Raw genomic sequence first — 17,938 nt, 5'->3', positions numbered from 1 at the left:
GGCGTGGACGAGTCAGGCAACAGGGGTCCTTCGGGATGGAACAGCCCATGACGAGGGGCGAGGGCGACGTGCCACCGGCTGAGGCGGGCGGCAGCGGGCAAGCGAGAGAGCGGCGGCGCACGCTCGCGGAGGGCGGCGGGCCGGACGACGCTATCGAGAAAGGGTCACGGCGGGCAGCAGGCGATGGTGGTCAAAGGCATGCGCGCGTCGATGGTCCTTACCTCGTGCCGGGGGCGAGTCGTCGGGGGCCGGGTGCGCCAGGACGGCGGCGTCCGTGGTCCGGCCACCGGGGAACTCTACCGTAACGACGGGTCGTGCCCACCCGGTGAGCGGCGCGGCTCACCCGCCATAGGGTTGGCGGCATGGCACTGCGATTGGTTCAGGTCAATGTCAAGGCTCGGGACGACTCGGCGCTCGGCCGGTTCTGGGCGGAGGCGCTCGGCTGGGACACCGACAGCGAGGGGCCGGGGGTGACCAACATCCTGCCGGTGAAGTCCGTCTGGCCCGATCCGGCAGCCGTGTGCGTCGATTTCGTCACCGTCCCCGACCCCGAGACGGTGAAATACCGTGTGCACCTCGATCTCGCCACCACCTCGGCGGAGCAGCAGGCCGAATGGGTCGCGCGCCTGATGGATCTCGGTGCGACGCCTGCCGACGTGGGCCAGGGCGACGTGCCGTGGACCGTGCTGGCCGACCCCGAGGGCAATGTGTTCTGCGTGCTGGAGCCTCGGGAGCTCTACCGGGACACCGGGCCGATCGCCGCCGTGGTCGTCGACTGCGACGATCCGCGGGCCATGGCGCGGTTCTGGGGCGAGGCGATCGACTGGACCCTCCTCGAGGTGAACGACGATCACACGCGGCTGCGCTCCGCCGGCGAGGTCGGGCCGTACCTCGAGTTCGTCCGCCGGGCCAACGACCACGACGTGTGGACCCGCGTCCATCTGGACCTGCTGCCCTACCCCGGAGACGACCAAGCGGCCGAGGTGGCCCGGCTGCGGGGCCTCGGTGCGACGCCTGCCGACGTGGGCCAGGGCGACGTCTCGTGGAAGGTGCTGGCCGACCCGGCGGGCAACGAGTTCTGCGTCCTCGCCGCCCCGCGCCTGACGCAGAATCCCGCCTGACGCAGGGCCCCATCTGACGCAGAGCCCTGCCTGACAGAGCCCGCCTGACGCGGAGCCTTGCGGCGATCGCTGAGAGCCGTGCCCGCGGTCAGGGTGACGCGGTTCCCGCCGGCTCACGATGCGCCGGGGTGGACGGCCGGCGCGGCGTACGGCGGGACAGCAGGCAGCCGGTCAGTGCGGCGGCGAGCCCCGCCAGCCCGGCCGCCGCGAAGCCGCCCGCCGGGGCGGAGACGTCGATCGCCAGCCCGACGATCGGTGACCCGAGCGCGAACCCCGCGCTCTGCGCCGACGCGTGCAGGCCGGTCGCCTCACCCCGTACACCGGCAGGCGCCAGCCGGCTGACCGCGTCGGCCATCGCGGACAGGGTCGGCGCGGTGAGGAACCCGGCGCCGGCCACGGCCACGCACAACCAGCGCCAGTCATGCGCGAGCCCGGCGGGAATCGTCACGAGCCCGAGCAGGCCGAGCAGCAGCCAGGTGGGCAGCGGCCGGGGCAGCGCCCCGTACATCAGCCCGCCGGCGACGGAAGCCACGCCGAGCACGGCGATGACCACGGCGGCCCAGGACACCTGGCCTGTTTCTTCGAGCGTGGCGACGATGGCCAGGTCGACGCCGCTGAGCAGCGCCGTGCAACCGAATCCCATCGTCAGTACGGCGATCATGCCCGCGCCAAGCCACTCCCGGCGCGGGGGCCGCGCGGCCGGGCCGCCGGCGTCCGGCTCGTTCCCGGACCGCAGCGGCGGGTCGAGCAGGGCGATCCCGGCTCCGCCCGCCACGATCGCGGCGCCGATCCCCCACGCCACCACGGCCGGGGACAGGCTCGCGGCGCACAGGATCACCACCGCCGGGCCCACGACGTACGACAGCTCGCCCTGCACCGACTCCAGCGCGAACGCGGCCCTGCGCTCTCCCGCCGGCATCATGGCGGCGATCGCCTGCCTGGTCACCGGCGAGACCGGCACCATCGCCAGCCCCGCCACGAAGGCGGCGCCCAGCAGGGGCGCGTACGGCAGGACGGGCACGCTCAGCCAGAACACGGCCTGCACGGCGGCGGTCACCGGGAGCACGGCGCGCAGGCCCCGGCGGTCGATCATGCGGCCGAGCAGCGGCCCGCCCAGCGCCAGCCCGGCGGTCAGGGCCGCCGCGGCACCCCCGGCCGCGGCGTAGCTCATGTCCAGGCCCAGCACGACGTACATGGTCAACGCCATCACGGAAGCCGTGACGGCGGTGCGGCCGAGCATCGAGACGCCCAGCAGCGACGCCATCCCCGGCACGGCGAGCACCTGTCGGTATCCGGTCACCCGCGTGACGCTAGAACACCCGCCATGCCATAGGAAGTGCTTAATCTGTTGGAGCTGACATAATGGTTTCTTATGGCCAAGGATCTTGAGATCGCGCTGTTGCGCTCGTTCGTCACCGCCGTGCGGTCGGGCAGCATCAGCCGCGCCGCGACCGCGCTCGGGCACACGCAGCCCGCGCTCAGCCAGCAGGTGCGCAAGCTGGAGAGCGCCGTCGGCCGCCCGCTGCTCCACCGTTCGCCGTCGGGTGTCTCGCCGACCCGGGCCGGCGAGGAGCTCCTGCCGTACGCCGAGCGCATCCTCTCGCTGTCCGCGCAGGCGCTCACCGAGACCGGGCGCGCGCTCACCGGCCACTGCGGCGTCGGGCTGCTCGAGGACCTGGCCGCCTCCCAGCTGTCGCAGGTCCTCGCCGACCTGGCCCGGCTGCACCCCGGCGCGACGCTCGAGGTGCTCAGCGTCTCCGACACCGCGATGCGGGAGGCGTACGACACCGGCCGGGTGCACCTGGTGCTCAACGAGGTGCCGGCCGTTCCCGGACCGCCGCGCTGGACCGTGCGCCGTCCGCTCGTGTGGGCCGTCGGCAAGGGCGTGGACGTGGCCGCCGAGCCGCTGCCGGTGGTGCTGTTCTCCAACCCATGCTTCTGGCGTACGTCGGTGCTGGAGGCGATGGATCGCGCGGGCCGGCCCTGGCGGGTGGCGTTCGAGAGCAACAGCCTGGTCGGCGTGCTCGCCGCCGTACGCGCCGGGCTGGGCGTCGCGGCGCTCATGCCCGCCAACCTCGAGCCGGGCATGGCCTGTCACGACGCGGAATCCCTGCCCGCCCTGCCGGACGTCGAACTCGGCCTCGCGCGGCATCCGCGGACCGAGGGCGACCCGCTGACCGACGCCGTGGAGAGCGCCCTACGGCGTACGATCTGAACTCAGCCGGTGGCGACACCCCAGGTGAGCGAGAGGCCGGTGGCGGCGCGTTCGGTGCGGATCTCCATCATGCTGCCGAGGATGGTGGCATGGTCGGTCACCACGGGCGTGGCGTCGAGCGTGTAGGTGATCCTGGTGCTGACCAGCACCGGGCTGCCCTGCGGCTCGTCAAGCCGGCGGGCGGCGGCGGCGTCGAGCAGGCCGGGCCTGACCACCTCGGACGCCCTGGCGACCGTCACCCCCGCGTCGGCCAGCGCCGTGTAGAGGGAGACGGCGGTGAAGTCGCGGTCACGGATCCGGTCGGCCACCGGCCGGCGTACCCACGACACCTGGTGCACGGCGGGACGTCCGGCGAAATCGCGGACCCGCTCCAGCCGCAGGGCGCTCTCGCCGGGGCGCAGCCGCAGCTCCGCGGCGATCCGGGCGGGGGCCCGGCGCACCGCCCGCCCGGCCACCGCGGTGCGTACGTCGTGGCCCTGTTCGCGCAGGTCGTCGACCAGGCTGTGGAGCGAGTCGAGCTGGTACGCCAGGTGCGGCGGGGCGACGAACGTGCCCTTGCCGGGCCGCTGCACGATCAGTCTCTCGTCGCTTAGCTGACGCAACGCCTGGCGCAGGGTCATGAGGGTCACTCCGTAGGAGGCGCTCAGCTCCCGCTGCGGCGGCAGCGCCTCCCCCGGGGCGTAGTCGCCCGACCGGATCTTCGCGGCGAGGTCGGCGGCGATGGCGCGGTATCTCGCCTCGTGCCCGGCGTCGGCGGTCATCGTGGTCGGTCACACTCCTGGTCGAGGGCCTGCCGCAGGGTCGCGAGGAAGGCCCGGAGGTCGTCCGGCCCAGCCCCGTCGAGCACGCGCCGCATGACCGCGGCGCCGACCACCACTCCGTCGGCGTGCCGGCGGGCCTCGCGCGCCTGGTCCGGGGTGGAGATCCCGAATCCTAGCAAGACCGGCCGGTCGGCAACGCGCCTGATCCGCTCGGTGAGCTGCGCCGCGGAGGCGGCGAGGGCGGCACGCTCGCCGGTGGTGCCCATCAGCGACACGGCGTAGACGAATCCGCGGCTGCGGGACACGATCTCCGCCAGCCGGGGCTGCGGCGTCGCCGGCGAGGCCAGCAGGACCGGCTCGATCCCTGCGGCGGCGGCCACGTCCGTCAGTTCGTCCGCCTCGTGCACCGGCAGGTCGGGCACGATCAGACCGCCGACGCCGGCCCGGCTCAGGGCGGCGCAGAACGCCTCGGGGCCGTCGTGCAGCACCAGGTTGTAGTAGGTGCTGGCGACCAGCGGCACCCCCAGGTCCGGCATGCCGGACAGGTCGGCGAGAATGCGGCGGGTGCTCGCGCCCCGGGCCAGCGCCGTCTGGCTGGCCTGCTGGATGGTGACGCCGTCCAGCGTGGGGTCGGAGAAGGGCAGGCCCACCTCGATCGCGTCCGCCCCGGCGGCGGCGAACGCCCGCAGGTAGCCGGTCCAGCCGGGCGTGATGCCGCCGGTGACGTACGGCATGAGCAGGCCGCGGCCGGCGTCCCTGCGGGCGCGCAGGTGGCGTTCGACCGCGCCCGCGGTCATGGCCGGGTTCGTCACAGCAGCTCCTTCAGGGTCGAGACGTCCTTGTCACCGCGTCCGGACAACGTCATGAGCACCGTCGATCCCGCGGGCAGGTCGCCGTCGCCCGCCGCCCGGATGATCCAGGCGAGGGCGTGCGCCGATTCCAGCGCCGGGACGATGCCCTCGGTCCGCGCCAGCCGTACCGCCGCGCTGAGCGCCTCGTCGTCGGTGACCGTGACGTAGCGGGCGCGGCCCAGGTCGCGCAGGTGGGCGTGCTCGGGGCCGACCCCGGGGTAGTCGAGCCCGGCGGCGACGGAGTGTGCCTCCGCGATCTGCCCGTCGCCGTCCTGCAGGAACAGCGAGCGGCAGCCGTGCAGGACGCCGAGCCGGCCGCGCGCCGCCCCGGCGCCGCCCTCCGCCTCGACGCCGACCAGCCGCGCCGGGGTGCCGGCGAATCCGGCGAACGTACCGGCCGCGTTGGAGCCGCCGCCGACGCACGCGACCACATACTCGGGCGCGGGGTCGGGCACACGGTCGGGTACGGGGTCGGGCACGCGGGTGCGTAGTTCGGGCACGCCGGTCCGCAGTTCGGCCGCCCACTGCTCGCGGGCCTCGTCGCCGATGACCCGCTGGAACTCCCTGACCATCCATGGGTACGGATCCGGCCCGATGACCGAGCCGATGCAGTAGTGGGAGTCGCCGGTCGCGCCCACCCAGTGCCGCATGGCCTCGCTGGTGGCGTCCTTGAGCGTACGGCTGCCCGCCGTCACCGGGACCACCTCGGCGCCCAGCAGGCGCATGCGGAAGACGTTCAGCGCCTGCCGCTCGATGTCGCGCTCCCCCATGAACACCGTCGCCTCCAGCCCGAGCAGGGCGGCGGCGGTCGCGGCGGCCACCCCGTGCTGGCCCGCGCCGGTCTCGGCGATCAGCCTGCGCCGTCCCATCCGGGTGGCCAGCAGGGCCTGGCCCAGCACGTTGTTGATCTTGTGGGAACCGGTGTGGGCGAGGTCCTCGCGCTTGAGGTACAGCCGTACGCCCAGCGCCTCCGACAGCCGTTCGGCCGGGGTGAGCGGGGTCGGCCGCCCGGCGTGCACGGCGAGCAGCCGGGCCAGTTCGCCGCGGAACCAGGGATCGGCCCAGGCGTCCCGGAACGCCTCGTCGACCTCGCGGCAGGCCTCCACCAGGGACTCCGGTGCGTACCGGCCGCCGTACTCGCCGAACCGGCCCCGTATCCGGGGCCCGCCCATCGTCCCGTCCGGCGGGACCGGCTCACGCCGCAGCGCCATGTCTCGCATGCCACGCTCCTCTCGTTATAGAACTCATGGAAGAGTTCTATAACAGTGAGTGTGACATGCGCGGCGCGGGCACGCCACCGCCGGGGCGTGCGGACGTCAGCGCTCCATCATCCGCAGGCCGGATTCGGGGTGGGTGTCACCCGCGGCCGGAGGCAGGCCGGAGAGCCTGCCGATCTGCCCGGGGGTCAGCCGGACGCCGTCGGCGGCGGAGTTCTCCTCCACCCGGCCGACGCGCTTGGTGCCCGGGATGGGGGCGACGTCGTCGCCCTGGGCCAGCAACCAGGCCAGCGCGACCTGCGCGGGGGTGGCGCCCGCCTCGGCGGCGACGGCCTCCACCTCGTCGGCGATCCGCAGGTTGAGCCTGAAGTTATCGCCGGTGAACCGCGGGTTGCCGTGGCGGAAGTCGTCCTCGGCGAAGCCGTCGGTGGAGCGGATCTTCCCCGTCAGGAAGCCGCGTCCCAGCGGCGAGAACGGCACCAGGCCGATGCCCAGCTCGCGCAGCACCGGCAGCACCCGCTCCTCCAGGCCGCGGGTCCACAGCGAGTACTCCGACTGCACGGCGGTGACCGGATGCACGGCGTGAGCGCGGCGGATGGTCTCCGGGCCGGCCTCGGACAGGCCGATGTGACGGATCTTGCCCTGCCGTACGAGCTCGGCCAGGGCGCCGGCGGTCTCCTCGATCGGCACCTTCGGGTCCACCCGGTGCTGGTAGTACAGGTCGATGTGGTCGGTGCCGAGCCGCCTGAGCGAGCCTTCGACCGCGACGCGGATGTTGGCGGGGCTGCTGTCGAGGTTCCAGGGGCCGTCACCGGCGTGCGAGACCAGGCCGAACTTGGTGGCCAGCACGACCTGGTCACGGCGGCCCTTCAGGGCCCGGCCCACCAGTTCCTCGTTGGTGTAGGGACCGTAGAACTCGGCGGTGTCGAGGAAGGTGACGCCGAGGTCAAGAGCCCGGTGGATGGTACGGACGGACTCGGCGTCGTCGGTGCCGGCGCCGGTGTAGGCGTAGGACATCCCCATCGTGCCCAGACCGATGCGGGAGACCTCCAGGTCGCCGAGCAGGATGCGCTTCATCGGGTTTCTCCGTTCCGTGTGCCGTGTGGGAGCCGATCGCCTCCGATCATCCACGACGGAGGCAGGGGCCACGCGACGCAGCCGGACCGGCCGCTCGGCCGGGCCGGTGCCTGTGGCGTCCGTCACTCTCCGGCCGGCTCGAGAACCTTGCCATGGGGTCCGGGGGACAGCAGGGTGACCGATCAACACTAAAGGGCCGTTGAGCGTTGAGACGGCCGAGATCGACGACGCCGAACTGATCAGGCGATCCGTCGGTGACCGGGAGCAGTTCGCCGTGCTGTTCGACCGGTACGCACGGCAGATCCACCTGTACGCCGCGCGGCGCATCGGCACGCAGGCCGCCGACGACATCGTCGCCGAGACGTTCCTGGCCGCGTTCCGGCGGCGCGGCTCGTACGACCTGTCATATCCGCTGGCACGCCCCTGGCTGTACGGCATCGCCACCACGCTCGTCGCCAGACACAGGCGGCAGGAGGAGCGGATGCTGCGAGCGCTGGCGCGTACCGGCGTGGATCCCTTGCCCGAACCGATCGCCGACACCGTGGTGCGGCGGGTCGCGGCGCGGGACAAGGAGCGCGAGCTGGCGGAGGCGCTGGCGTCGCTGTCGCGCGGCGACCGTGACGTGCTGCTGCTGGTGGCGTGGGAGGGCTTCAGCTACGAGGAGGTGGCCCAGGCGCTCGGCATCTCGCCGGGCACCGTGCGCTCACGGCTGCACCGGGCCCGGCGGAAGACGCGGGCCGTACTGGGAGATGAGGAGCTGTGATGAGCACGATCAGGGACTTCCGGCGGGACACCCCGCCGATGACGGCACAGGCCGAAAGCGCTGCCCGGGCGCGGCTCCTGGCGGCGGCGCGCGAACCTGAGCCGCGCCGTGAACAGCATCCTGAGCCGCTTCGTGAGCCGCGCACGATCAGGCAGGCCGCGATCAGGCAGGCCACGACGGCCGGCGACGCCCGCCTCGTCACCCGTCCTGCCCTCCCGAACGCGACGTGACGGCCGACGTGGCGGACGCGGACTCGCGCCGCTGCCGGCGGCGGGCCGAGGACGCCACGACGCGGTGGACGATCACGTATTCGGCCACGACCACGTTGATCAGGATGGAGGCCCACACGCTGGCGGTGTAGACGTCCTCGAACGTCAGCCAGGTGTACTGCTTGCGCAGCACCATGCCGATGACCAGATAGAGGCGCAAGGTGACCGCGGCGAACGTCAGGGCGTAGTTGCGGATCATCCAGATCCGGTGCAGCCGCACCTCACCGCGGCGGACGCAGCGGTAGGCCTGGGCCAGGGAGTACAGCCAGGCCGCCGTGAGCAGGTAGAACGCGACCTGGGCGGGGAACCCGCTGACCGAGAACGTCGCGGCGAAGAGCGCCGCGACCGAGGCGATCACCACGGAGACCATGTAGACGCGGCCCGCGACCCGGTGCAGCCTGAGGTAGCGGTTGCGCAGCGGAGCCAGGAACTGCAGGGGGCCGATGAGCAGCGCCAGGCCGGACGGAACGGCGTGCACCATGAGCGACAGGTAATGGTGCGCCGCGTCCGGATTGATGTCAAGGTTGCTGTTGGCCGGGTCACCACTCAGGTACGGCGGCACGGCGAAGGCGACGATGCCGATCGCCGAGACGGCCATCAATCCCCACAACGTCCACCGCCGCCGCCTGCCCATGGTCGAAGCGGTGGTCATGCAGACTCCCATGCTCGTAAGTGGTCACTCGACCGGCCGACAGGCTTCACCCGGTTGCTCATCGTGCCACGCTCCCGGACGACCGCCTACCGAACGCCGTACGGTCCCCACGGGGCGAGATTCGACGGCCGCGAAGGCGTTGTCCTACGGTGCTGCCATGGGGTTACGCATCGGTGCGTTGGTCGTGGACTCGCGCGATCCCGGGCGGCTGGCCAGGTTCTGGGCAGAGGCCCTTGATTGGGTGATCGTCCGGGACGAGGACCCTGAGTGGGTCGTCGAGCCGCCCGAGGGCAGTCGCGAAGACTGCGTGGTGCCCGACCTGCTGTTCATCAAGGTGCCCGAGTCCAAGGCCGGCAAGAACCGCCTGCACTTCGACCTGCGCCCGGAGGACCAGGCAGCGGAGGTCGCCCGGCTGGAAGCGCTGGGAGCCACCCGCGCCGATGTGGGCCAGGGCGGCGACTGCGCCTGGGTGGTGATGGCGGATCCGGAGGGCAACGAGTTCTGCGTACAGAATGCGCATTCGCCGCAGATCCGGGCGCAGTGGTTGCAGCGGTACGAGGCGTACCAGCCGGCCGGAGCCTGAGCCCCCGGCAGGACCGGGCGGGCGCCGGGATTCGCCTCCCGCACGCCGGGTACGGACGCGGGAGTTCTCAATGCCGGGAGCCGTGGCATCCGCACGCGGCCACCCCGGCGGTCGTCTCGCTGGGAGTGGGTTCTCGATGGCATGCCGTATCAGTGAACTCGTGCTCAAGTGCCGCGACCCCGAGGCGCTGGCACGTTTCTGGTGCGAGGTCCTGGATTTCACGGAGCTGCAGCGTGAGGAGGACGGCATCGAGATAGGGCCGCGCGAGGGGTTCGGGGGCCCGCAGCCGACGATCATCCTCAGCCGCAGCGACGAACCGAAGACCGAGGCGCTCCGGCTGCACATCGACGTCAACGCCACCGACCGCGACCAGGATGCCGAGCTCGAACGCCTGCTGGCCGCGGGGGCCGTACCTGTCGACGTCGGTCAGACCGGGGAGGAGCCCTGGCACGTGCTCGCCGATCCTGAGGGCAACGAGTTCTGCCTGCTCGGGACACGCCTCAAGCCGCTCTGACGGACCGGACCGGTCCCCGTGGAGCGCGATGCGTTTCTGATCGTGCGCAGGGTGGGACAGACCTCGCATGGACCCCATGTGGGATGTGGCGATCGTGGGAGCGGGACCGGCGGGCTCGGCGGCGGCGCTGCGGGCCGCGCAACTACGTCCGCGGGCGCGCGTGCTCCTGCTCGACAGGGCGGACTTCCCCCGTGACAAGCCATGCGGCGACGGCATCGCCGCTCACGGGCGCGACGAGCTGGCGCTGCTGGGGGTGCCCGGGCTCATCGACGACTACCGGCCCACGCCGCGCCTGACCGTGGTCTCGCCGGGCGGCGTGCGGGTCTCCGCCGAGGCCGCGCGGCCCAACCACGTGGTGCCGCGCCGGGTGTTCGACGCCCGGCTGGTGGCCGCCGCGCGGGACAGGGGCGTCGAGGTACGCAGGCATCGTGTCAGGGATCTCGCCCCCGACGGGTCCGGGGTGGTGATCGACGGCCGGCTGCGGGCCCGTACGGTGGTGGCCGCCGACGGGGCCGGCTCGGTCGTGCGCCGACTGATCGGCCTGGCCCCCGCCGCCGAGGAGCACACCGCCATCGCCGTACGCGGCTACGCCGACGTGCCCGAGGAGGACGACGTCCAGCTCATCGCCATGCAGAAGGCGGGCTGGCCGGCCTACGCGTGGTCGTTCCCCATCGGCGACGGCACCGCGAACATCGGCTTCGGCATGCTGCTCCCCCAGCTGCGCGCGGCGGGGGCGCCCGGACGTCAGGTGCTGCACGGCCGGCTCGCCGAACTGCTGCCCGGCCTGCAGCCCCGTGAGCTTCGTGCCCACCACCTGCCGCTCTCGACCGGGCGTCCGGCGCCCGGCGCCGGACGGGTGCTCCTCGCCGGTGACGCCGCGGGGCTGATCAACCCGCTCACCGGCGAGGGCATCTACTACGCGCTGCTGTCCGGCCGGCTGGCGGCCGAGGCGGCGGTGGAGTCGCCGGACGATGCGCTGGCGCTGTACCGGAGGAAGCTGCGGCGGGCGCTCGGACGGCATCTGCGGACCACGGACGTGCTGGCCCGGCTGGCCCAGCACCCCGGCTTCATCGACGCGGCGATCGAGACCGCCGTCCACCGCAAGGAGGTGTTCGACCTGCTGGTGGAGGTGGGTCTCGGAGCCGGGACGGTGCCCGCCCCGCTCGCGCTGGCCGTGGGGACGCGGTGGCTGCGCGGATCCCTGCGCCCCGGCCGGCCGACCTCGCGCCCGGTGCGGTGAGCGGCGCGTCCCGGGGCGGCGGGTTCCGGGGGCGGCGCGTCCCCGGATGCTGCGTCCGGGCGGCGCGTCAGCCCGTCAGGGAGGCGCCTTCGGCGATCAGGAGGATCACGTCCACCGCCGCCACGGCGACGGCGGTGACGAACGGCACCCGCGCCGACCTGGCCGCCGCCGACACCCCCGTGGCCGCGAGGACGAAGGCGGCGGCCACGGCCGTCAGGCCCGCCACGCCGGGAGCGCCTTCGGGGCCGAGGACGAGCAGAAGGGTCGCGGCCAGCAGCGGTACGGGGATCAGCAGCCGTACGCGGAAGGCGCCCATGCGCTGCGGCCAGCCGCGTACGCCGGTCTCCAGGTCACCCTCGATGTCCGGCAGCACATTGGCCAGATGAGCACCCACGCCGAGCAGCGCGGCGGCCAGGACCGACCACCACGCGGGCCAGGGCTGGCCGGGCAGGCCCAGGGTCACGAAGGCGGGCAGCACGCCGAACCCCACCGCGTACGGGACCCATGACAGGAGCGTCGCCTTGAGCCCGAGGTCGTACCCCCAGGCCGCCAGCACCCCGGCGAGGTGCAGCGCGCCCGCCAGCCAGCCGGAGGCCAGCGACAGCGGCACACAGCAGGCCAGCGCCACGAGAGCGGCGATGCGGACGGCACGCGCGCTGACGGTGCCGTCGACGACGGGTTTGCCCGTGCGCCCGGCGGCCGCGTCCCGCCGGGCGTCGAGCGCGTCGTTGCACCAGCCGATCGAGAGTTGCCCCGCCAGCACGGCCGCGCCCGCCAGCACGCTCCCGGCCGCGTCGCGTCCCGTGGCCACGGCCAGCACGGTGACCAGGGCGGTCACGGCCACGGTCGGGCCGGGGTGGCAGGCGCGCACCAACCCGATGACGGGCCGCCACGGCCCGTCGCGCACGGCGGAGGCGGCCGCGGGGTCGCGGTCGGTCACAAGGCGATCGTAGACCGGGCGGCCGCCGCCGAGAATCCCGTGCCTGGTGTGGCTTAAATGACCAGTGGGACGGGAAAGCGGGGATCAGGAGTCGCCAGCCGCCGAGGGAGAGCTGCATGACCCGTATCGCCGCAGTCCGTTGTGCTTTTCCTCCTCATCGGTACGCGCAGTCCGAGCTCACCGACATGGCCGCCCGCGTGTGCCTGCCGGAGAACGGCGACCGGCGCCTCCTCGACCGCCTGCACCGCAGTGCCCGGGTGGACTACCGCAACCTCGCCCTGCCCATCGAACAGTACGAGAAGCTCAACGGCTTCGGCGCCGCCAACGACGCCTTCGTCTCGGTCGCCGTGGACCTGGGGCTGGAGAGTGTGAAGGCGGCCCTGGACGCGGCCGGGCTGGAGCCGACCGACGTCGATCTGATCATGTTCACGTCGGTGACGGGCGTCGCCGCGCCCTCCATCGACGCCCGGCTGGCGGCGGCGCTCGGCCTGCGGCCCGACGTCAAGCGGGTGCCGGTCTTCGGCCTGGGCTGCGTGGCGGGGGCGGCGGGCATCGCCAGGATCCATGACTACCTGCGCGGCTGGCCGGACCACGTGGCTGTGCTGCTGTCGGTGGAGTTGTGCTCGCTCACGGTGCAGCGGGGCGACTCCTCCCCCGCGAACCTGGTCGCCAGCGCATTATTCGGCGACGGCGCGGCGGCCGTGGTGGCCTGCGGCGACGGGCGCGCGACGACCCGCCCAACCGGCAGCCCCGCTGACGGACCCACTGACGGACCCACTGACGGACCCACTGGCGGACCCACTGGCGGACCCACTGGCGGACCCACTGGCGGACCAACAGACGGCCCCACCGTGGTGGCCACGCGCAGCCACCTGTATCCGGGCTCCGAGCACGTCATGGGATGGCGGGTGCGCGACACCGGGTTCCAGGTGATGCTGGACGCGAGCGTCCCGGAGGTCGTGCGGCGCTACCTGGCCGACGACGTGCACGGCTTGCTGTCCGACCACGGCGTGACGGCGGATGAGGTGACGGCGTGGGTGTGTCATCCCGGCGGGCCGAAGGTGCTCGAAGCCGTGTCGGACACGCTCGGCCTGCCCGAGGGAGCGCTCGACGTGACGTGGCGTTCGCTGGCGGCCAACGGCAACCTGTCCTCGTCCTCGGTCCTCCACGTGCTGGGCGACACCCTTGCCACCCGGCGGCCCGAGCCGGGAAGCTGGGGGCTGATCATCGCCATGGGGCCGGGCTTCTGCTCCGAACTCGTCCTGATCCGCTGGTGACCGTGCCCATGACCCGAATGCTGGTGGCCGCCTCATGATCTGGTATCTGGTGCTCGTCGTACTGGTCGGCCTGGAACGTGTGGCCGAGCTGGTCGTCGCCCGGCGCAACGCCGCGTGGAGCATGGCGCGCGGCGGCGTCGTGAGCGGTCAGGGCCACTATCCGTGGATGGTGGCCCTGCACACGGGGCTGCTGGTCTGCGCGCCGCTGGAGGTCGCGCTGGCGGATCGGCCCTTCCTGCCCGCGCTCGGCTGGCCGATGCTGGCACTGGTCGTGGCGGCCCAGGGGCTGCGGTGGTGGTGCATCGCCTCGCTCGGGCCGCGCTGGAACACGCAGGTGATCGTGGTGCCGGGCCTGCCGCTGGTGACGCGCGGCCCGTACCGGTTCGGGTGGCTGCGCCATCCCAACTACGTGGCGGTGGCGGTCGAAGGGCTGGCGCTGCCGCTGGTGCACACGGCCTGGGTAACGGCGCTGGCGTTCACGGTGCTCAACGCCGTGCTGATGGTGGTGCGCATCCGGTGCGAGAACGCGGCCCTCGCGTCCGCTTCGGAGCGGTGACCGCGTGATCGACGTGCTCGTCTCGGGCGGCGGCCCGGCGGGGCTGGCGACGGCCGTGCACGCCGCGCTGGCGGGGATGGAGGCGGTCGTCGTCGAGCCGCGTTCCTGTCCCGTGGACAAGGCGTGCGGCGAGGGCGTCATGCCCGGCGGGGTGGCGGCGCTGGCGGCGATGGGGGTGGAGGTCCAGGGGCGCGCGTTCCGCGGCATCCACTACCTCGACGGCCGGCGTGAGGTGCGGGCCGCGTTCTCCGCCGCGCCCGGCCTGGGCGTACGCCGTACGCTCCTGCATGCCGCGCTCGCGCGGCGAGCCGCCGAGCTGGGCGTCAAGACGGTCACCGGCAAGATCACGGACGTCGCGCAGGACCGGGACGGCGTGGAGGCCGCGGGGCTGCGGGCCCGCTGGCTGGTCGCCGCCGACGGACTGCACTCGCCGCTGCGCCGCTCGCTGGGCCTCGACCTGCCCGCGCGAGGTCCCCGCAGGTACGGCCAGCGCAGGCACTACAGGATCGAGCCGTGGACCGACTTCGTCGAGGTGCACTGGTCGAAGGCGGGCGAGGCGTACGTCACGCCCGTCGCCGCCGACCTGATCGGCGTCGCGATCCTCAGCTCGGTGCGGCGTGGCTTCGACGAGCACCTGCGCGGCTTCCCCGGCCTGACCCGCCGCCTGCGCGGCCCGGCCGTCACCGTGGCGCGCGGCGCGGGCCCGCTGCGCCAGTCCGCGCGCGCCCGCCGTGCGGGACGTGTCCTGCTGGTCGGGGACGCGGCCGGCTATGTGGACGCGCTCACCGGCGAAGGTGTATCGCTGGCGGTGCGCTCGGCCGAACTGCTGGTCAGATGCCTGGCCGAGGAGCGGCCGGAGGACTACGACGGCGCGTGGGCGCGGTTGTCCCGCACGCACCGGCTGCTGACGGGCGCGCTGGTGCAGGCCGCCCGCCGGCCCGGCACGGCCCGGCTGGTGGTGCCCGCGGCTCGCAGCCTGCCCGGCCTGTTCACCGGCATCGTCAGGATGCTCGCCTGACCTGTCACGGCGCCCGGCGCGCGCAGCGGCGCAGGTCGCGCCTCTCGGACACCTGCTCCAGCCCTGCCGACCGGTAGGTGGCGACGGCGCCGGCGTTGGAGCTCGGCGTGTACACGACCACGCTGGACGAACCCAGCTCCTGCAGCGCGCGTGCCCCGGCGACGGTGATCGCCCGGCCGTGGCCGTGGCCGCGGTGCTCCCGGTGCACCCCCATGGGTTCGATCAGCCCGGTCCTGCCCTCGCCCGCCGACCACACGATCACGGCCGCCACCATCTCGCCCCGCTCGTCGCGCACGCCCAGACACCGCGCGTCGACGTACGCGACGCCTGCGGCCATCGCGTGCCAGCGCTCTTCGGTGAACGTCGACCCCTCGAACGACGCCCGCAGGACCGCGGCCCACTCGTGCGCCTGCTCCGGCCCGACCAGTTCGACGTCGACGCCGGGATCCGGCACGGGGGCGCCGAGGTCACGCCGGAGCAGCGCCCACGGCTCCCCGCTCTCCCAACCGTCCTCGCCCAACACGTTCTGGATCAGCGCGCTCATCGGCGCTTCGAGCGAGACCTCGCCCTCGGGCAGCACACCACGCCCCGACACGTCCTGGGCCACCTGCCGCGCGAGTTCCTCGTCGCGCAGTGCCTCCGGCGCGAACGCCATCCGCAGCAGATCCGCACCGTCCAGCAGCCCGACCGCGAGGACCTCCCCGGCCCGGCTCCAGGTCCGCGTGGCCTGCGCCGTCCGCTCCGCGCCGAAACGCCAGTACCAGCCCACATCCCCCGGATGCAGCTGCACGGGCACGTCGTCGTCCTGCCATTCCTTCATCACCCGCACCACGTCACCGAGCTCGTCGGCCGACGGGCTGCCCATCTCGATAGCCATCGCCCGATCGAACACCACCCCGCCGGCCGCCCGCACCCCGGTTTCCGCGGCGGCGTCGCACCGCACTTTGAAAGTGTGTCCTGGCCGATGCCGGAGACATCGCATGAAAGTCTCCACTGAAGGTTCAACGATACAGTTCATGGAATGACAGCCTCGATCCGGGATGCCGCGCGTCCCTTCACCGGCGCCGCCCTCGCCTCGCTCCTGCCCCCGGCCACCCGCCTGCTCGGCCTCGGCGAGCCTGCCCACGGCGTCGAAGCCTTCCCCGAACTGCGCAACGAGCTTTTCCGCCATCTCGTCGAACACGAGGGCTACCGCTCCATCGCCCTCGAGAGCGACTGCCTGGCGGCCCTGGCCACGGATGCGTACGTCGCCGGCGGCATCGGCGTGCTCGACGACGCGATGAGCCGCGGCTTCAGCCACGGCCTCGGCGCCTCACCCGCCAACCGCGAGCTCGTACGCTGGATGCGCGCCTACAACGAGCAGTGTCCGCCGCACGAGCGGCTCCGTTTCCACGGCTTCGACGGCCCTCTGGAGATGACCGGTGCCGCCAGCCCCCGACCGGCACTGACCGCGCTGCACGACTGCCTCTCCGCCCACCTCGACCTGCCCTGGAGTCGCGAGACCCTCGACGAGCTGCTCGGCCCCGACGAGCGCTGGACCGACCCGGCCGCCACCACGGATCCCACCCGGTCGCCCGGCCGCACGCCCGAGGCCGGGCGACTACGCCTGATCGCCGACGATCTGCGCGCGCTGCTCACCGCGCACACCCCTCACCTGACGGCCGCCCTCTCTCCTGACGGCTGGTGGCGCGCCGACGTGTACGCCCGCACCGCTGCCGGGCTCCTGCGCTACCACGCCGGCATGGCCGACATCGCGCCCACCCGCGTCGGCACGCTGATGTGCCTGCGCGATGCGATGATGGCCGACAATCTGGACGCCATCGTGGCCCGCGAGGCCCGGCGCGGCCCCACCCTCGTCTTCGCCCACAACAGGCACCTGCAGAAGGACAGGAGCAGCTGGCTGCTGCCCGAGGGCTGGGGCCCTCTGGCGGGCCGGACGCTGGAGTGGTGGAGCGCCGGGGCCATCGTCGGCACGCGCCTCGGCGACCGGTACGCCTTCGCAGCCGCCACCTTCGGCACCCGCGGCTCCGACGTCCCCGAGCCCGGCACCCTCGAAGGGCTGCTGTCGGCCCTCCCTGACGCCCGCGCCGTCATCGACCCCGTCCGCCTCGCCGCGGTCCTCGACCGGACGCCGGCGCCCCGCGTCCCGGCCGACCACACCTATTTCCCCCTCGACCCGGCCACCGCCGCCCAGGCCGACGCCCTCGTGTTCCTCAAGGACATCTGAGCCGCCCCTGGGCCCGGGGCGCCCGGGTCAGGGACCGTGCCCGGGTCAGGGACCGTGCCCGGTCAGGCACGTACCGGTCCACAACGGGTCTCCGCGCTCGGCGGCGAGGTGTTCCTCGTACATCGCCACCTTGTGTGAGACCAGCTCCAGGCAGCGGTCCAGCTCCTTGGCCTGCTCGGTGACACGTTCGCGGTGACGTCGCAGGAGGTCGAGTCGCGCTCGCACCGGGTGGGTTCCTTCGCGGACCAGCGCCGCGTACTCCCGGATCGCCGGCAGCGGCATGCCGGAGGCTCGGAGCCTGGCACACAGGTAGAGCCACTGCAGATCGCCTTCGCTGTAGACCCGCTGCCCGACCGACCCGGCGCACCGGCGTGGCGACGAGCCCTTCCTTCTCGTAGAAGCGAAGGGTGTGCACGCTGAGGCCGGTACGTTCGGCGGCCTGGCTGATGCTGCAGAGCGTCGAGGTAGGCGACATGTGCGCAAGCATACGAGTTTGCCCTAGAGCCGACTCCAAGCCCTAGCGTCCGGTCTCATCGGATACCTCCGAGGAAACCCCCGCCTTCAGGCGGGGGAGGGATCGGACCCCTGCGGAGCAGGACAGGGGTAGCCGATTCGCCGCCAGGCGAACCGGCGTCAAAACGCCGCACGACATCGCAC

20 protein-coding genes and 1 pseudogene are annotated in these 17,938 nt (G+C 73.2%); 11 read left to right on the top strand and 10 right to left on the bottom strand.

Going from position 1 to position 17,938, the window contains the following annotated elements:
• The first annotated feature begins 362 nt into the window (after nt 1-362).
• The gene (locus E1295_RS40685; RefSeq protein WP_132639433.1) at nt 363-1,121 is read left to right on the top strand and encodes a VOC family protein; all 759 of its coding nucleotides are present in this window, start codon (nt 363-365) and stop codon (nt 1,119-1,121) included.
• Nucleotides 1,122-1,209: 88 nt separating this feature from the next.
• Here the strand turns inward: E1295_RS40685 and E1295_RS40680 are convergent, their stop codons facing one another.
• The gene (locus E1295_RS40680) at nt 1,210-2,421 is read right to left on the bottom strand and encodes an MFS transporter (RefSeq protein ID WP_220449140.1); all 1,212 of its coding nucleotides are present in this window, start codon (nt 2,419-2,421) and stop codon (nt 1,210-1,212) included.
• 72 nt (nt 2,422-2,493) lie between these two features.
• Here E1295_RS40680 and E1295_RS40675 point away from each other — a divergent pair, with 72 nt between their 5' ends.
• Nucleotides 2,494-3,336, top strand: coding sequence for a LysR family transcriptional regulator (locus tag E1295_RS40675; protein WP_132639431.1), 843 nt, complete (start codon nt 2,494-2,496; stop codon nt 3,334-3,336).
• Nucleotides 3,337-3,338: 2 nt separating this feature from the next.
• Here E1295_RS40675 and E1295_RS40670 read toward each other — a convergent pair whose 3' ends face one another.
• From E1295_RS40670 to E1295_RS40655, 4 genes are all read right to left on the bottom strand, one after another.
• The gene (locus E1295_RS40670) at nt 3,339-4,097 is read right to left on the bottom strand and encodes a GntR family transcriptional regulator (RefSeq protein ID WP_132639429.1); all 759 of its coding nucleotides are present in this window, start codon (nt 4,095-4,097) and stop codon (nt 3,339-3,341) included.
• Nucleotides 4,094-4,909 carry a tryptophan synthase subunit alpha gene (gene trpA / locus E1295_RS40665; RefSeq protein WP_132639427.1) on the bottom strand — a complete coding sequence of 272 codons (816 nt, stop codon included), beginning with the start codon at nt 4,907-4,909 and terminating at the stop codon, nt 4,094-4,096. The genes E1295_RS40670 and trpA overlap by 4 nt, the downstream gene beginning before the upstream one ends.
• A complete protein-coding gene (gene trpB, locus E1295_RS40660; RefSeq protein WP_425465394.1) occupies nt 4,906-6,168 on the bottom strand; it encodes a tryptophan synthase subunit beta in 1,263 nt (420 codons plus the stop codon). Before trpB ends, trpA begins: the two co-directional genes overlap by 4 nt.
• A 96-nt stretch (nt 6,169-6,264) precedes the next feature.
• Nucleotides 6,265-7,242 carry an aldo/keto reductase gene (locus tag E1295_RS40655; RefSeq protein WP_132639425.1) on the bottom strand — a complete coding sequence of 326 codons (978 nt, stop codon included), beginning with the start codon at nt 7,240-7,242 and terminating at the stop codon, nt 6,265-6,267.
• Between the two features lie 199 nt (nt 7,243-7,441).
• On the opposite strand from E1295_RS40655, the gene E1295_RS40650 reads away from it, so the two are divergent.
• Together E1295_RS40650 and E1295_RS40645 are read left to right on the top strand one after the other, a co-directional pair.
• Nucleotides 7,442-8,005: an RNA polymerase sigma factor gene (locus E1295_RS40650; RefSeq protein WP_132639423.1), complete on the top strand. Its 564-nt coding sequence runs from the start codon at nt 7,442-7,444 to the stop codon at nt 8,003-8,005.
• A complete protein-coding gene (locus E1295_RS40645) occupies nt 8,005-8,235 on the top strand; it encodes a hypothetical protein (RefSeq protein WP_132639421.1) in 231 nt (76 codons plus the stop codon). The genes E1295_RS40650 and E1295_RS40645 overlap by 1 nt, the downstream gene beginning before the upstream one ends.
• Here the strand turns inward: E1295_RS40645 and E1295_RS40640 are convergent.
• A complete protein-coding gene (locus E1295_RS40640; RefSeq protein ID WP_132639419.1) occupies nt 8,204-8,926 on the bottom strand; it encodes a DUF2306 domain-containing protein in 723 nt (240 codons plus the stop codon). The two genes, E1295_RS40645 and E1295_RS40640, sit on opposite strands and share 32 nt — an antisense overlap.
• 157 nt (nt 8,927-9,083) lie before the next feature.
• Here E1295_RS40640 and E1295_RS40635 point away from each other — a divergent pair, with 157 nt between their 5' ends.
• From E1295_RS40635 to E1295_RS40625, 3 genes are all read left to right on the top strand, one after another.
• The gene (locus E1295_RS40635; RefSeq protein WP_132639417.1) at nt 9,084-9,509 is read left to right on the top strand and encodes a VOC family protein; all 426 of its coding nucleotides are present in this window, start codon (nt 9,084-9,086) and stop codon (nt 9,507-9,509) included.
• A gap of 136 nt (nt 9,510-9,645) precedes the next feature.
• Nucleotides 9,646-10,023: a VOC family protein gene (locus E1295_RS40630; protein ID WP_132639415.1), complete on the top strand. Its 378-nt coding sequence runs from the start codon at nt 9,646-9,648 to the stop codon at nt 10,021-10,023.
• A gap of 67 nt (nt 10,024-10,090) precedes the next feature.
• Nucleotides 10,091-11,263, top strand: coding sequence for an NAD(P)/FAD-dependent oxidoreductase (locus tag E1295_RS40625; protein WP_132639413.1), 1,173 nt, complete (start codon nt 10,091-10,093; stop codon nt 11,261-11,263).
• A gap of 67 nt (nt 11,264-11,330) precedes the next feature.
• Here the strand turns inward: E1295_RS40625 and E1295_RS40620 are convergent, their stop codons facing one another.
• Nucleotides 11,331-12,203 (bottom strand): UbiA family prenyltransferase, encoded by an 873-nt coding sequence (locus tag E1295_RS40620; RefSeq protein ID WP_132639411.1) that lies wholly within the window; start codon nt 12,201-12,203, stop codon nt 11,331-11,333.
• 116 nt (nt 12,204-12,319) lie between these two features.
• Between E1295_RS40620 and E1295_RS40615 the strand changes: the two genes are divergently transcribed.
• The 3 genes from E1295_RS40615 to E1295_RS40605 are packed head-to-tail and all read left to right on the top strand — an operon-like array spanning nt 12,320 to nt 15,054.
• Nucleotides 12,320-13,480 carry a type III polyketide synthase gene (locus E1295_RS40615; protein ID WP_132639409.1) on the top strand — a complete coding sequence of 387 codons (1,161 nt, stop codon included), beginning with the start codon at nt 12,320-12,322 and terminating at the stop codon, nt 13,478-13,480.
• A gap of 34 nt (nt 13,481-13,514) precedes the next feature.
• Nucleotides 13,515-14,036 (top strand): isoprenylcysteine carboxyl methyltransferase family protein, encoded by a 522-nt coding sequence (locus E1295_RS40610; RefSeq protein WP_132639407.1) that lies wholly within the window; start codon nt 13,515-13,517, stop codon nt 14,034-14,036.
• A gap of 4 nt (nt 14,037-14,040) precedes the next feature.
• Nucleotides 14,041-15,054 carry an NAD(P)/FAD-dependent oxidoreductase gene (locus E1295_RS40605; protein WP_132639405.1) on the top strand — a complete coding sequence of 338 codons (1,014 nt, stop codon included), beginning with the start codon at nt 14,041-14,043 and terminating at the stop codon, nt 15,052-15,054.
• Between the two features lie 4 nt (nt 15,055-15,058).
• Here E1295_RS40605 and E1295_RS40600 read toward each other — a convergent pair whose 3' ends face one another.
• Entirely contained in the window at nt 15,059-15,997 is a 939-nt protein-coding gene (locus E1295_RS40600) for a GNAT family N-acetyltransferase (protein WP_246080955.1), read from the bottom strand.
• A 78-nt stretch (nt 15,998-16,075) separates the two neighbouring features.
• Here E1295_RS40600 and E1295_RS40595 point away from each other — a divergent pair, with 78 nt between their 5' ends.
• Complete coding sequence (locus E1295_RS40595; protein ID WP_132639403.1) at nt 16,076-17,281, top strand: erythromycin esterase family protein; 1,206 nt, start codon at nt 16,076-16,078, stop codon at nt 17,279-17,281.
• 45 nt (nt 17,282-17,326) lie between these two features.
• On the opposite strand, the gene E1295_RS51500 is transcribed toward E1295_RS40595, so the two are convergent.
• Together E1295_RS51500 and E1295_RS51495 are read right to left on the bottom strand one after the other, a co-directional pair.
• Nucleotides 17,327-17,563: a MerR family transcriptional regulator gene (locus tag E1295_RS51500; RefSeq protein ID WP_246080957.1), complete on the bottom strand. Its 237-nt coding sequence runs from the start codon at nt 17,561-17,563 to the stop codon at nt 17,327-17,329.
• A gap of 36 nt (nt 17,564-17,599) precedes the next feature.
• Nucleotides 17,600-17,756, bottom strand: a pseudogene (locus tag E1295_RS51495) (MerR family transcriptional regulator); the annotation flags it as partial.
• Nucleotides 17,757-17,938: the final 182 nt, after the last annotated feature.

The organism is Nonomuraea mesophila, assembly GCF_004352805.1.
GTDB classification, from domain to species: domain Bacteria; phylum Actinomycetota; class Actinomycetes; order Streptosporangiales; family Streptosporangiaceae; genus Nonomuraea; species Nonomuraea longispora.
Note: the sequence above shows the minus strand (reverse complement) of the source record. Positions and strands in the feature narration are given on the sequence as shown.

What these genes read in the sequence shown, in the direction of transcription:
- E1295_RS40625 (WP_132639413.1), top strand. Translation starts at nt 10,091, where the DNA reads ATGGACCCCATGTGGGATGTGGCGATCGTGGGAGCGGGACCGGCGGGC.
- E1295_RS40610 (WP_132639407.1), top strand. Translation starts at nt 13,515, where the DNA reads ATGATCTGGTATCTGGTGCTCGTCGTACTGGTCGGCCTGGAACGTGTG.
- E1295_RS40630 (WP_132639415.1), top strand. Translation starts at nt 9,646, where the DNA reads ATGGCATGCCGTATCAGTGAACTCGTGCTCAAGTGCCGCGACCCCGAG.
- E1295_RS40645 (WP_132639421.1), top strand. Translation starts at nt 8,005, where the DNA reads ATGAGCACGATCAGGGACTTCCGGCGGGACACCCCGCCGATGACGGCA.
- E1295_RS40615 (WP_132639409.1), top strand. Translation starts at nt 12,320, where the DNA reads ATGACCCGTATCGCCGCAGTCCGTTGTGCTTTTCCTCCTCATCGGTAC.
- E1295_RS40595 (WP_132639403.1), top strand. Translation starts at nt 16,076, where the DNA reads ATGACAGCCTCGATCCGGGATGCCGCGCGTCCCTTCACCGGCGCCGCC.
- E1295_RS51500 (WP_246080957.1), bottom strand. Translation starts at nt 17,563, where the DNA reads ATGCCGCTGCCGGCGATCCGGGAGTACGCGGCGCTGGTCCGCGAAGGA.
- E1295_RS40640 (WP_132639419.1), bottom strand. Translation starts at nt 8,926, where the DNA reads ATGACCACCGCTTCGACCATGGGCAGGCGGCGGCGGTGGACGTTGTGG.
- E1295_RS40635 (WP_132639417.1), top strand. Translation starts at nt 9,084, where the DNA reads ATGGGGTTACGCATCGGTGCGTTGGTCGTGGACTCGCGCGATCCCGGG.
- E1295_RS40670 (WP_132639429.1), bottom strand. Translation starts at nt 4,097, where the DNA reads ATGACCGCCGACGCCGGGCACGAGGCGAGATACCGCGCCATCGCCGCC.
- E1295_RS40685 (WP_132639433.1), top strand. Translation starts at nt 363, where the DNA reads ATGGCACTGCGATTGGTTCAGGTCAATGTCAAGGCTCGGGACGACTCG.
- E1295_RS40655 (WP_132639425.1), bottom strand. Translation starts at nt 7,242, where the DNA reads ATGAAGCGCATCCTGCTCGGCGACCTGGAGGTCTCCCGCATCGGTCTG.
- trpB (WP_425465394.1), bottom strand. Translation starts at nt 6,168, where the DNA reads ATGCGAGACATGGCGCTGCGGCGTGAGCCGGTCCCGCCGGACGGGACG.
- E1295_RS40675 (WP_132639431.1), top strand. Translation starts at nt 2,494, where the DNA reads ATGGCCAAGGATCTTGAGATCGCGCTGTTGCGCTCGTTCGTCACCGCC.